Raw genomic sequence first — 13,277 nt, forward strand, 5'->3', positions numbered from 1 at the left:
GTCCTGAAGGTTGCTACGTAACAGTTTGTAATCGAGCATGTCGGTTTCTCGTTATCAAAGTTTGGTCAAAGACAGGCCAGCCCACGTCGCGAGCAGCCCGCCGAATACGCTGAGTGCCGCGTAGCCCAGGGCCAGCGGCACTTGCCCGCTTTCCAGCAGGCGCACCGTATCCAGTGAAAAGGATGAAAAAGTCGTCAGGCCCCCGAGGAAGCCGACCATCAACCCGGCACGCACCTCGATCGGCACTTCCGGGCGTATCAAAAACAGGCCATACAACACGCCGATCAGCAGGCAGCCCACGATATTAACGGCCAGCGTCGCGGTATAGAAGTGCCGCGGCCAATTGGCGTTGATCCAATTGCCGGTGGCGAAGCGCAACAAAGTGCCAGCAACGCCGCCGGCAGACACCGCAATGATCAATGGAAGCACTATTTTCTCCGCTGCCGAGGACTTAAACGATCGAGTTGGGCGAGGTGGTTGAGCTTCTCGCCGATCTTCAACTCCAGGCCACGCGGCACCGGTTGGTAGAACGGGATCGGGTCGAGTTCGTCCGGAAAATAGTCTTCGCCGGCGGCATAAGCGTCCGGTTCATCGTGGGCGTAACGGTATTCGTCGCCGTAGCCCAACTGTTTCATCAGTTTGGTCGGCGCGTTGCGCAGATGCAGGGGTACTTCCAACGAACCGTGCTCGGCGGCGGCGCGCAGGGCAGTTTTGAAACCCATGTACACCGCGTTGCTTTTCGGCGCGCAGGCCAGATAGGTGATGGCTTGCGCCACGGCCAACTCGCCCTCCGGACTGCCGAGGCGCTCCTGCACTTCCCACGCGGCGAGGCACAGGCTCAGCGCGCGCGGGTCGGCATTGCCGATGTCTTCGCTGGCCATGCGCACCACGCGCCGGGCCAGGTACAGCGGATCGCAACCACCGTCGATCATCCGCGCGAACCAGTACAGCGCGCCGTCGGGGTTGGAACCGCGTACCGATTTGTGCAGCGCCGAGATCTGGTCGTAGAACGCTTCGCCGCCCTTGTCGAAGCGCCGACGCGTATCGCCGAGCAGACTCTGCAGCAGATCAATGCCCATCTCGCTGTTGTCGTCGGCCAGGTCGGAGGCGTTTTCCAGCAGATTAAGCAAACGCCGGCCATCGCCATCGGCGGCGGACAGCAGCATCTGGAAACCTTCGTCGCTGAGGGTCAGATTGCGCTTGCCCAGCCCGCGCTCTTCGGTGAGCGCGCGGTGCACCAGTTTGCGCAGCGCCGCTTCGTCGAGGCTTTTCAGCACGTAGACGCGGGCCCGCGACAACAAGGCGTTATTGAGTTCGAACGAAGGGTTTTCGGTGGTGGCGCCGATGAAGATCAGCGTGCCGTCTTCGACGTACGGCAGGAATGCGTCCTGCTGCGACTTGTTGAAACGGTGCACTTCATCGACGAACAGAATTGTGCGCTTGCCGTACTGACCGGCCTGCTGCTTGGCGATTTCAACCGCCTGACGAATCTCTTTGACCCCGGCGAGTACTGCTGAAACGGTTTCGAAGTGCGCGTCCGAGACTTCCGCGAGCAACCGCGCCAAGGTCGTTTTACCCACGCCCGGCGGACCCCAGAAAATCATCGAATGCAGGGCACCCTGCTCCAGCGCCTCACGCAGAGGCTTGCCGCGAGCGAGCACGTGCTCCTGACCGACGTACTCATCCAGATTGGTCGCACGCAAACGCGCGGCCAGTGGCTGGGCAATCGGTGCACTGCGAAACAGATCCATCACGTAGCGTTGAAACCTCGAGTTTTCTGAAATCTGTTGGCGAACCCTGTGGTGAGGGGATTTATCCCCGACCGGCTGCGCAGCAGTCGTGACACCATTCAACGCGGTATGTCTGAAACAACCGGGTTGCAGGTTCTGGGGCTGCTTCGCAGCCCATCGGGGATAAATCCCCTCGCCACAAAAGCTCCTCCACAGAGCCTGTGCATTATTCCTGGATCACGTCCGCACCCTTGGGGATGTCGAACTTGAACTTGGAGGCCGGTACCGGCTCGTTGGCCTTCACCCCGGTGAACAGGATGTTGGTGCGTTGGCCGACGCTGTCGATCAGTTGCATGTCATTAAGCAAACCGTTGCGGAACGACAGGCGCAGGTTGTCGAACAGGGTGTCTTTGGTTTTCGGCTTCAGCGTGAAGTCGATCACGCCGCCCGCTTCTTTCGCGGTGATGTCGAAGCTCTGGCTGATCTTCGACACGTCACCGGACAGCAACAGCGCCGGGGTCTGGGTCAGACGCTCGTCGAGTTTCTTGATGGTCGCCTGTTCCAGATCCGGATCCCACAGGGTGACTTTCTTGCCGTCGGAGACCATGGTCTGCTCGGCCGGCGCGTTGGTGTGCCAGTAGAACAGGCCCGGGCGCTGCAGGGTCATGTTGCCGGTGGTTTCCTGCAACTGGGTGCCGCCGCCGTCGAGAGTCAGCTGCGAGAAGTTGGCGGTCAGGGTTTTCGATGTTTCCAGCAATTGGGTCAGACGCGCCACGTCCTTCTCATCGGCGTGAGCCGTGAGGGTGGTCAACGCCAGTACTGGCAACAGCATGCGGATAAGACGCATGGGAGTCCTCTTGAATACTTGTTGGGAGAGCGGCGGAACATCATTGTCCCGCCTCTTGCTTCTGGCTTCAGTCGCGAACCGGGCCCGGGGCCAGGACTTCACGCGAACCGTTGGTGTTCATTGAGGTGACGACCCCGGCCATTTCCATGGTTTCGATCATCCGGGCGGCGCGGTTGTAGCCGATCTTCAGCTTGCGCTGCACAGCAGAAATCGAGGCGCGACGGCTTTCGAGGACGAATTGCACGGCTTCGTCGTACAGCGCGTCAGCTTCCGGATCATCGCCATCGCCGCCACCGCTGCTGCCTTCAAAGCCGCTGCCCGCCTCTTCGACACCGTTGAGGATGTCGTCGTTGTATTCAGGAGCGCCGCGCAGTTTCCACGCTTCCACCACACGGTGAACTTCTTCGTCGGAGACGAACGCGCCGTGAACCCGGATCGGCAGGCTGGTGCCCGGCGGCATGTAGAGCATGTCACCGTGGCCAAGCAGTTGTTCGGCGCCGCCCTGATCGATGATCGTCCGGGAGTCGATCTTGCTCGACACCTGGAACGCCATACGCGTCGGAATGTTCGCTTTGATCAGACCGGTGATCACGTCCACCGACGGCCGCTGGGTCGCGAGGATCAAGTGAATACCGGCCGCACGCGCCTTCTGCGCGATACGGGCGATCAGTTCTTCAACCTTCTTGCCGACGATCATCATCATGTCGGCGAATTCGTCGACGACCACGACGATGGTCGGCAGCTTCTGCAACAGCGGTGCTTCGTCGTGAATGCTTTCGCGCTTGTACAACGGATCGCTCAACGGCTCGCCGGCGTCCTGGGCTTCCTTGACCTTGGCGTTGAAGCCGGACAGGTTACGCACGCCCATCTTCGCCATCAGCTTGTAGCGGCGTTCCATCTCGGCAACGCTCCAGCGCAGGGCGTTGGCAGCGTCCTTCATGTCGGTCACGACCGGGCACAGCAGGTGCGGGATGCCTTCGTAGATCGACAGTTCCAGCATCTTCGGGTCGATCATGATCAGCTTGGCGTCTTCCGGGCCAGACTTGAACAGGATCGACAGAATCATCGCGTTCACGCCCACCGACTTACCGGAACCGGTCGTACCGGCCACCAGCAAGTGCGGCATCTTCGCCAGGTCAGTGATGACCGGCTTGCCGCCGATGTCATGGCCCAGCGCCAGAGTGACCGGCGATTTGAAGTTGTCGTACTCAGGCGTCGACAGCACTTCCGAGAAACGCACGATCTGCCGGTCTTCGTTGGGAATCTCGATACCGACCGTGGTCTTGCCCGGAATCACCTCAACCACCCGCACACTGGTCACGGCCAGCGAACGCGCAAGGTCTTTGGCGAGGTTGGCGATGCGGCTGACTTTGACGCCGGCGGCAGGCTGAATTTCGTAACGGGTAATCACCGGACCCGGGTGGATCGAGTCGACGGTCACTTCAACACCGAATTCCTTGAGCTTGATCTCCAGCAAATGGCCGACCGCTGCCAGGGACTCCGGCGAGTAATTGAGTTGTTTCTTTTCTGCAGGATCGAGGATCGAGATCGGCGGCAAGGTGCCTTCCACGGCGCTGTCGACGAACAACGGCACCTGTTTCTCTTTCTGCACGCGCTTGCTTGGCTCGGGCGCTTTGGCCGGGGCCGGAGCGATGACTGGCGGAACCTGTTTCTCGCGATCGGACATGTGCTTGCTCAGGGCTTGCTCACGTTCGATCAGGCGTTCTTTGACTTTGGCCTGTTCGCGCTTGTCGGTCACCGTCGGCGCGACCACGTCATGCACGCGATCATCGACTTCACGCAGTTGCGCGACCAGTTGCTTGCGCTCAGTACGCGCCGACCACCAGCGATTGAGCGCGCCCTGGAACAGTTCAAACAGGTCGAGGGTGATCTTGCCGGTGATGTCCATCACCTTGAACCACGACAGGTCGGTGAACACCGTCAGACCAAACAGGAACAGCGCGATGAACAACAACGTGCTGCCCTGAATGTTCAGCGCGTTCTTCGCCAGATTGCCGAGGCTTTCGCCCAACGCACCACCGGCACCGGCCGGCAGACCCGACGCGGCATGGAAATGCAGATGCGCCAGCGCAGCGCCGGACAGCACCAGAAACACCAGACCGATCAGGCGCCAGGAGAACAGCCAGCCGCTCCACTGCCACGGTTCGTGGCGTTGACGGAAGATCTGATAAGCCTTGATCGCCAGCAGCAACGGGAAGATGTAGGCGAAGTAACCCAGCACCATAAACAGGATGTCAGCGCTGTAGGAGCCCGCCGGGCCGCCGAAATTCTGTACGTCGTCGATCTTGCTGTTGTGGCTCCAGCCCGGATCGTCCTTGCCGTAGGTGAGCAAGGCCATCATCAGGAACAGGCACAAAGCGCCGATGGCGATCAATGCACCTTCCTTGAGCCGGTAGTGCAACTGTTGGCGCCAGAGCGGAACGACTGTTTTGGGTGCTGCGGTGGATTTCTTCAAAACGCTACTTTTCCTGCGCCAATGGCGCGTCCATCTATTGAATGACGATAAAAAACTGCCCAATCCAGGCAGGTAACAAAGTGAACGAGCGCAACTGAGACTACTTTTAACACTGCGCCGTGGCTTTTAAAAACACGGCACAACGCGAATATTCTGTAACAGCCCGGCATTGTACGGGTTTGTACGTGCGATGCCATGCTTCAAACCCCAGGGTAAAGCATAGTCAAGCACACAAAACCCGCGGGCCAATTTGAGCATGCATTACCTTTTGTGACAAAGGCTTATGAGGTGTATTTGATGAACGCAGCGAAGCATTCACGCCTGATCATCCTCAACTCCGGCCCGGCGCTGATGGAACGCTTGCATCAACACGCCACACGGGCTGCCATAGCGATCGTTTACGACCACAGCCTCGACGCCAAGTTGCAGCCGCGTCCATTCGGCTGCATGAGCGAGCAGTCTCTGGACGACATTCCTGTCATTTAACGGCACACTTTATCGCGGGCCGAACAGCCCGCCCCGCCCTCCCCTTCTGCAAGCCTGGATGCCATGCTGACTTGGTTACAACGCAACTCCCTGACTTTTCCGCCATTGGAAAAGGCCATGCGCGAACCCAACGGACTGCTCGCCGCCGGTGGTGATCTGTCCGCCGATCGTTTGATTCAGGCGTATCGTCACGGCTGCTTTCCGTGGTTTTCCGAAGGCCAGCCGATTCTCTGGTGGTCGCCGGATCCGCGCACGGTGATGTTTCCCGACGAACTGCACGTCTCGCGCAGCCTCGGCAAACTCCTGCGCAAGGAACGCTATCAAGTCACCTTCGATAAAGACTTCGACGCGGTCATTCGCGCCTGCGCCGCACCCCGCGATTACGCCGATGGCACGTGGATCACCGAAGCGATGCAGAACGCCTACGTTGAATTGCATCGACGCGGCTTCGCCCATTCGGTAGAGGTTTGGGATCAGGGCGAACTGGTGGGCGGCCTGTATGGGTTGGCGATGGGTCAACTGTTCTTTGGCGAGTCGATGTTCAGCCGCGCCGACAACGCTTCCAAGTACGGTTTCGCCACGCTGGTGCGCCATCTGCAAGATTCGGGTTTCGTGCTGATTGACTGCCAGATGCCGACCGATCATCTGCACAGCCTTGGCGCCCGCTCGATTCCCCGTCAGGAATTTGCTGACTATCTGGCCCGACACCTGGATCAACCCAGTCGCGCCACTTGGGTTTGCTGAGCGACTTTTGCGCGCGTGGCTTACACTTAATTCACCAGCTTATCCCGAGGGTTGATCATGACCGAGTTGGCGCGTCTGAAGTTCTATGCCACTCAACCTCACTCTTGCAGTTATCTGCCTGAGGAGCAGGCTACCACCCTGTTTCTCGACCCGAGCCAGCCCATGGATGTGCATGTCTACGCAGACCTGTCGGAAATGGGCTTTCGTCGCAGCGGCGATCATCTGTACCGCCCGCATTGCCAGAACTGCAATGCGTGCGTGCCTGCGCGCATCCCCGTCGCACAGTTCACCCCCAATCGTCAGCAGAAACGCATTTTCAAGCGCAACGCCGATTTGCAGGTGCGCCCGGTCAAACCGCATTTCAGCGAAGAATATTTCGATCTGTACCAGCGCTACATCGAACAACGCCACGCTGACGGCGACATGTACCCGCCGAGCCGTGATCAATTCTCGACGTTTCTGGTGCGTGATCTGCCCTTCTCGCGTTTTTATGAGTTTCGTCTCGACGGACGGTTGCTCGCCGTCGCGGTGACCGATTTGCTGCCTAATGGCTTGTCGGCGGTGTACACCTTTTACGAACCGGCGGAAGAGCGCCGTAGCCTTGGCCGCTTCGGCATCCTCTGGCAGATCAGCGAGAGCCAGCGCCTGGGGCTGGAGGCGGTGTACCTCGGTTACTGGATCAAGAACTGCAAAAAGATGAACTACAAAACCCAATATCGCCCCATCGAACTGCTGATTAATCAGCGTTGGGTCATCCTCAACTAAACCAAAGCCCTAAACCCCTTGGCGTAAACCCCATTTTTCGGGCACAATGCACGCCGCTTTTGCCTGGCGCAGTTGCACCGGGCCATTCATTGGATACCGAGGGCTTTACTGCATGTCGAAAGAAGACAGCTTCGAAATTGTAGGCTCTTTAGTCGACTCCCTGCCCAACACCATGTTTCGTGTGGAGTTGGAAAATGGGCACGTCGTAACCGCGCATATTTCCGGCAAGATGCGCAAGAACTACATTCGTATTCTTACCGGTGACAAAGTGCGCGTCGAGCTGACGCCCTATGACTTGAGCAAAGGGCGCATTACTTACCGCGCTCGTTAATCAGGTCAATACAAGACGCCCGGTTTATGCCGGGCGTTTTTGTGTCTGCGCTTTATTGGTTTTGTGTGTATATCCGTTGCTGCGGGTGATGCCGCTGGCGGTTTCGCTCTTACAGCGAGTCACCTTTTCCAGACGCCGAAAAGGTAACCCAAAAGGCTTGGCCCCGGCGTACGGCACTTCGCTTAGGCTCAGTGTTCCCTCGCTACGGTGCCCATCAGGGGGCATCGCCTACGGTTTGCTTCGCTGCACCTCCTCTCGATGTATGCGGCTACGCCGCATGGCGCTACGCGCCTACCCCTGATGGACACCTACGCTCGGCCTGCCGAAGGGGCTGAAGATCAAAAGCCACATCAAAAGCCCCTCACTAGCCCTCTCCCGGAGGGAGAGGGGACTGATCGCGTGGATTGGGAGAGATACGCCGACGTGAAAGACCGAATTGAATGCATATTTTGAAAAGCCCCCAATCGGCTCCCTCTCCCTCGGGAGAGGGCTGGGGTGAGGGGCAAGAGCACCACAAAAACTAAAACCGTGCGCGCTGTGCTCTTCACCACTCAATAGGCCGAGTGTCAGCTCGCCTGCTTTTGATCTTAGAGCCCGTCGGCAGGCTGAGTGGAGGGATTGATCCGGGGGTGGGAGCGCAGCGACCGTTTGGCGCAGCCAAACACAGCGAGAGGAGGTGCAGCGAAGCAAACCGTAGGCGCTGCCCCCCGGATCGATCCCGGAGCGAAGGAACCCGAGCCCTAGCGAGGGCCGAACGTCAGGGCACAGACCTTTTGGTTACTTTTGGGGCGTTTGCCAAAAGTGACCCGCCGTAAGGGCGGAACCCTAAGCAGCCATCACCACAACAACGGATATTCACCCAAAAAACCCAAACGACAAACAACAAAAAGGGCGCCCGAAGGCGCCCTCAGCGTAACAACAACGATCAAGCCATCTCAGCAGTGGTCTCGAAATCAAAGGTCAACTCACCATCCTTGATATCGATATGAACAACCCCACCATGCTCAGCCAACTCACCAAACAAGATCTCCTCCGCCAGCGGACGCTTGATCTTATCCTGAATCAGACGAGCCATCGGACGCGCACCCATCGCCGCATCATAACCACCCGCCGCAATCCAGCTACGCGCCGCGTCAGTCACTTCCAGCAACACACGCTTGTCTTCCAGTTGCGCCTGAAGCTCGGTAAGGAACTTGTCCACCACACTTTTGATAACCTCATGACTGAGGCGACCAAACTGAATAATGGTGTCCAGACGGTTACGGAACTCCGGCGTGAAGCTCTTCTTGATCACTTCCATCGCATCAGACGAGTGATCCTGATGGGTGAAACCGATCGAAGCCCGCGCCGCCGTTTCAGCACCGGCGTTAGTGGTCATGATCACAATCACATTGCGGAAGTCCGCCTTGCGCCCGTTGTTATCGGTCAGCGTGCCGTGATCCATCACCTGCAACAGCAGGTTGAAGACTTCCGGATGCGCCTTCTCGATCTCATCGAGCAGCAATACGCAATGCGGCTGCTTGGTGATCGCTTCGGTCAACAGACCGCCCTGGTCGAAACCAACATAGCCTGGAGGCGCACCGATCAGACGCGATACGGTGTGGCGCTCCATGTACTCGGACATGTCGAAACGAACCAGCTCAATGCCCAACGCCTTGGCCAATTGCCGCGCGGCCTCGGTTTTACCGACACCGGTCGGGCCGGCGAACAGGAACGAACCGACTGGCTTGTCAGGCGACTTGAGGCCGGCACGGGACAGTTTGATCGCAGTCGACAGCGAATCGATCGCCGCGTCCTGACCAAACACCGTCAGCTTCAGGTCACGCTCCAGGTTACGCAGCAGTTCCTTGTCGGAGCTGGTGACGTGCTTCGGCGGGATCCGCGCGATCTTCGCCACGATGTCTTCGACGTGCGGCACTTCGATGCGCTTGGCGCGCTTCTCGACCGGTTGCAGGCGCTGATAGGCGCCCGCCTCGTCAATGACATCAATGGCTTTGTCCGGCATGTGCCGATCATTGATATAGCGCGACGCCAGTTCAGCAGCGGCACGCAGTGCTTCATCGCTGTATTCGATGTTGTGGTGCTGCTCGAAACGCCCTTTCAGGCCGCGCAGGATACCGATGGTGTCTTCCACCGACGGCTCGACGACATCAACCTTCTGGAAGCGACGCGCCAAGGCACGATCCTTCTCGAAGATGCCGCGGAATTCCTGGAACGTGGTCGAACCGATGCAGCGAATGTCGCCAGACGACAACAGCGGTTTGAGCAGGTTCGAAGCGTCCATAACGCCGCCCGACGCAGCGCCCGCACCAATAATGGTGTGGATCTCGTCGATAAACAGAATGGCTTGCGGACGTTTCTTCAGTTCATTGAGCAGCGCTTTGAAGCGCTTCTCGAAATCACCGCGATACTTGGTGCCCGCGAGCAGAGCACCGAGATCAAGCGAATAAACGACGCTACCCGCCAACAGATCCGGCACCTGGTTGTCGACAATACGCTTGGCCAGGCCTTCGGCAATCGCGGTTTTACCCACGCCTGCTTCGCCGACCAGCAGCGGATTGTTTTTGCGCCGACGCGCGAGAATCTGCGCGACACGCTCGACTTCCGACTCACGGCCGACCAGCGGATCGATACGACCCTGGCGCGCGAGTTCGTTGAGGTTGCTGGCATAAGCATCCAGAGGATTGCCTGAAGAAGAAGACTCACCGCCCTCGTCGTCCTGCATATCTTGTTCACCTTCAGAGTGATCGCCATGCCCCGGCACTTTGGAAATGCCATGGGCGATGTAATTGACGACATCGATGCGCGCAACGCTCTGCTGTTTCAGCAGGAACACCGCCTGACTCTCTTGCTCACTGAAGATGGCAACCAGCACGTTAGCGCCGGTTACTTCGCGTTTGCCCGAGCTCTGTACGTGAAAAACAGCACGCTGCAGTACACGCTGGAAGCCCAGGGTTGGCTGGGTTTCGCGATCTTCGTCATGAACGGGGATCAATGGCGTGGTGGAGTCGATGAACTCCTGCAGGTCATGCTTGAGTTTGTCGAGGTTTGCGCCGCAGGCACGCAAAACGGTGGCGGCAGCCTCATTATCCAATAGGGCCAGCAGGAGATGTTCGACGGTCATGAATTCATGACGCTTCGAACGAGCCTCCTTGAAGGCTAAATTGAGGGTGACTTCGAGCTCGCGGTTTAACATAGCTTCACCTCATACCCAAGTGGTCGGCGATTAACCGTCCTTCTCGATTTCACAGAGTAGCGGCTGCGGGCTTTCCCGGGCGTACTGGTTGACCTGCATGGCCTTTGTCTCGGCGATGTCGCGGGTAAACACTCCACATACTGCCCGTCCTTCGGTCTGAACGGCCCGCATGACCTTGGTCGCCAGCTCGCGATTCAGGTTAAAAAACACCTCGAGCACTTCGACGACGAAATCCATCGGTGTGTAGTCATCGTTGAACAAAACCACCTTGTACATCGGCGGCGCCTGTAATGCAGGCTTTGCTTCCTGAACAGCAACGCCCGCCGAACCGTCGTCGTGTTCCTCCGGGTGATCCTTTTGGAAAGTCGGGCGATCCTGATTGAATGTTAGTCGAATCTGGCTGATTGCATGCATGGAAAGAAAGGTTCGTCAGTTGTGCAAATACAGTGGTGGGGGCGGTTGTACACGTTTTCAACTCCGACTGCCCGGTCACCTTGACTATCGGGAAAACGGTGTTACAACCAATAGAGCCCACAGTGGGTAAAAAAGATCCGCGGAGTCAATCCTTTTAACGGATTAGATTGCGGATGAATTGGATGATACTCCAGCGATGGAATCTGTTGCAGAGGGATTTGAGCATGGCAGTCGGCAAGGTGAAATGGTTCAACAATGCCAAGGGATTCGGTTTCATCAACACCGACACCCATGAGGGCCGCGATGAGGATGGCAAAGACATCGACTTCTTTGCCCATTATTCGGCCATTGAAATGGACGGGTACAAAACCCTTAAAGCAGGTCAAGCGGTGAGATTCGATATTGTGCAAGGCCCCAAGGGCCTGCATGCGGTGAAGATTACTTCGGCCGAAGTCTCGCCGGTGTCGAGCACGGTCGCCGCCGAAGAACAAACAGCGACCAGCTGACGCCGCAAACATTCAGCCATAAAAAAACCGCCTGACTCAATTCATCGAGTCAGGCGGTTTTTGTGTGCCTGCGTTTTACATGTGCGAGATCAGCGCATCACCGAAGCCCGAAGACGACACCAGTTTGGCCCCATCCATCAGACGTTCGAAGTCATAAGTCACGGTTTTGGCCGAGATAGCGCCGTTGGTGCCCTTGATGATCAGATCCGCCGCTTCCGTCCAGCCCATGTGGCGCAGCATCATTTCTGCCGATAGAATCAACGAACCCGGGTTGACCTGATCCTTGCCGGCGTACTTCGGCGCGGTACCGTGGGTGGCTTCGAACATTGCCACGGTGTCAGACAGGTTGGCGCCCGGCGCGATGCCGATACCGCCCACTTCTGCCGCCAGGGCATCGGAAAGGTAGTCACCGTTAAGGTTGAGAGTCGCGATCACATCGTATTCGGCCGGGCGCAGCAGGATCTGCTGGAGCATGGCGTCGGCGATGGCGTCTTTGACCACAACGTTCTTGCCGGTTTTCGGGTTTTTGAACTGCATCCACGGGCCGCCGTCGAGCAGGGTCGCGCCGAATTCTTCAGCGGCCACTTCGTAGGCCCACTCTTTGAAGGCACCTTCGGTGAACTTCATGATGTTGCCTTTGTGCACGATGGTCAGCGAATCGCGGTCGTTATCGACCACATATTGCAGAGCCTTACGCGCCAGACGCTTGGTGCCTTCCAGCGAAACCGGCTTGACGCCGATGCCGCAGTTTTCGTCGAAACGGATCTTGGTGACGCCCATTTCTTCTTTAAGGAATTTGATGACCTTGGTGGCTTCCGGCGAACCGGCCTTCCACTCAATGCCGGCATAGATGTCTTCGGAGTTCTCGCGGAAGATCGTCATGTCGACGTCGCCAGGCTTTTTCACCGGGCTTGGCACGCCTTCGAACCAGCGCACCGGGCGCAGGCAGACATAGAGGTCGAGCTGCTGACGCAGGGCCACGTTCAGCGAACGGATGCCGCCACCGACCGGCGTGGTCAGCGGGCCTTTGATGGAAACCACGTAATCCTTGACTGCGTCCAGCGTTTCCTGAGGCAGCCAGGTGTCCTGATCGTAAACCTGAGTGGCTTTTTCCCCGGCGAAGACTTCCATCCAGGAAATCTTGCGTTTACCGCCGTATGCCTTTTGAACTGCAGCATCGACAACCTTGATCATCACCGGGCTGATGTCGACGCCAATGCCGTCACCTTCGATGAAGGGGATGATCGGGTTATCAGGAACATTGAGAGAATGGTCTGCATTGACGGTGATTTTGTCGCCGACGGCTGGAACCTGAATCTTCTTGTAACCCATGCTGAACTCCATTGTTTGGATTGAACATCTGGCTTGGTTCGAGCGTAACCCAGTTAAATCAACACGCAAACCCTCTGTTCCCGGCAATCGCACAACTCGTTTCGTACAACCCTGAAAGCAAAGGGAAAAGCGCCAAACTCAAGCATTCGCAACGACTCTACGCGCCACCTTGCCCTGCGACCTTTAGACCAATGGACGAGATTGGTTGCATATGAACCATCGGCAGATTGCCAGCTACCTATGTATAATGCCCGCCGCTGACCACAGGGTCACGACGGCTGGCCTCTCTAGAACGAGACTTTCCGCCTGATTGGTCGGGTTGTTACCGCAGCCTGACTGCTTGACGCTCTACTGATGCACCGTGTCGCCCGCTTCGCCGATGTCCCTGAAGACCGTGGCCTGCAAGTTGAAATCGGCGACTGCAAGATCGTTTTGCTGCGTGCCGGAGGC

The 13,277-nt window shown here is 57.9% G+C and carries 12 protein-coding genes; 5 read left to right on the plus strand and 7 right to left on the minus strand.

Features of this window, described 5'->3' with window-relative positions; translation table 11 throughout:
* Positions 1 to 54: 54 nt before the first annotated feature.
* From crcB to ACIOMO_RS27295, 4 genes are all read right to left on the minus strand, one after another.
* Positions 55 to 429 (minus strand): fluoride efflux transporter CrcB, encoded by a 375-nt coding sequence (gene crcB / locus ACIOMO_RS27280; RefSeq protein WP_053121588.1) that lies wholly within the window; start codon positions 427 to 429, stop codon positions 55 to 57.
* Positions 429 to 1,751 (minus strand): replication-associated recombination protein A, encoded by a 1,323-nt coding sequence (locus ACIOMO_RS27285; protein ID WP_053121590.1) that lies wholly within the window; start codon positions 1,749 to 1,751, stop codon positions 429 to 431. The genes crcB and ACIOMO_RS27285 overlap by 1 nt, the downstream gene beginning before the upstream one ends.
* Before the next feature lie 205 nt (positions 1,752 to 1,956).
* On the minus strand, positions 1,957 to 2,577 hold the full coding sequence (gene lolA, locus ACIOMO_RS27290; protein WP_401244584.1) for an outer membrane lipoprotein chaperone LolA: 621 nt from the start codon (positions 2,575 to 2,577) through the stop codon (positions 1,957 to 1,959).
* A 67-nt stretch (positions 2,578 to 2,644) separates the two neighbouring features.
* Positions 2,645 to 5,053, minus strand: a complete 2,409-nt coding sequence (locus ACIOMO_RS27295; RefSeq protein WP_401244586.1) for a DNA translocase FtsK — start codon at positions 5,051 to 5,053, stop codon at positions 2,645 to 2,647.
* A gap of 297 nt (positions 5,054 to 5,350) precedes the next feature.
* On the opposite strand from ACIOMO_RS27295, the gene ACIOMO_RS27300 reads away from it, so the two are divergent.
* The 4 genes from ACIOMO_RS27300 to infA all read left to right on the plus strand — a co-directional run bounded on the left by ACIOMO_RS27300 (position 5,351) and on the right by infA (position 7,379).
* Positions 5,351 to 5,539, plus strand: a complete 189-nt coding sequence (locus ACIOMO_RS27300; protein WP_401244588.1) for a hypothetical protein — start codon at positions 5,351 to 5,353, stop codon at positions 5,537 to 5,539.
* 63 nt (positions 5,540 to 5,602) lie between these two features.
* Positions 5,603 to 6,283: a leucyl/phenylalanyl-tRNA--protein transferase gene (aat, locus tag ACIOMO_RS27305; RefSeq protein ID WP_401244589.1), complete on the plus strand. Its 681-nt coding sequence runs from the start codon at positions 5,603 to 5,605 to the stop codon at positions 6,281 to 6,283.
* Positions 6,284 to 6,340: 57 nt separating this feature from the next.
* Complete coding sequence (locus ACIOMO_RS27310; RefSeq protein WP_401244591.1) at positions 6,341 to 7,048, plus strand: arginyltransferase; 708 nt, start codon at positions 6,341 to 6,343, stop codon at positions 7,046 to 7,048.
* A gap of 112 nt (positions 7,049 to 7,160) precedes the next feature.
* Complete coding sequence (gene infA / locus ACIOMO_RS27315) at positions 7,161 to 7,379, plus strand: translation initiation factor IF-1 (protein WP_401244593.1); 219 nt, start codon at positions 7,161 to 7,163, stop codon at positions 7,377 to 7,379.
* Between the two features lie 925 nt (positions 7,380 to 8,304).
* Here infA and clpA read toward each other — a convergent pair.
* Both clpA and clpS read right to left on the minus strand, forming a co-directional pair.
* A complete protein-coding gene (clpA, locus tag ACIOMO_RS27320) occupies positions 8,305 to 10,575 on the minus strand; it encodes an ATP-dependent Clp protease ATP-binding subunit ClpA (protein WP_053121600.1) in 2,271 nt (756 codons plus the stop codon).
* A 30-nt stretch (positions 10,576 to 10,605) separates the two neighbouring features.
* A complete protein-coding gene (gene clpS, locus ACIOMO_RS27325; RefSeq protein WP_401244595.1) occupies positions 10,606 to 10,989 on the minus strand; it encodes an ATP-dependent Clp protease adapter ClpS in 384 nt (127 codons plus the stop codon).
* Positions 10,990 to 11,213: 224 nt separating this feature from the next.
* On the opposite strand from clpS, the gene ACIOMO_RS27330 reads away from it, so the two are divergent.
* Positions 11,214 to 11,495: a cold shock domain-containing protein gene (locus ACIOMO_RS27330; RefSeq protein WP_053121605.1), complete on the plus strand. Its 282-nt coding sequence runs from the start codon at positions 11,214 to 11,216 to the stop codon at positions 11,493 to 11,495.
* A gap of 75 nt (positions 11,496 to 11,570) precedes the next feature.
* On the opposite strand, the gene icd is transcribed toward ACIOMO_RS27330, so the two are convergent.
* A complete protein-coding gene (icd, locus tag ACIOMO_RS27335; RefSeq protein WP_159813875.1) occupies positions 11,571 to 12,827 on the minus strand; it encodes an NADP-dependent isocitrate dehydrogenase in 1,257 nt (418 codons plus the stop codon).
* Positions 12,828 to 13,277: the final 450 nt, after the last annotated feature.

The sequence above is a fragment of the Pseudomonas sp. NPDC087804 genome, from assembly GCF_044742965.1.
GTDB classification, from domain to species: Bacteria; Pseudomonadota; Gammaproteobacteria; order Pseudomonadales; family Pseudomonadaceae; genus Aquipseudomonas; species Aquipseudomonas rustica.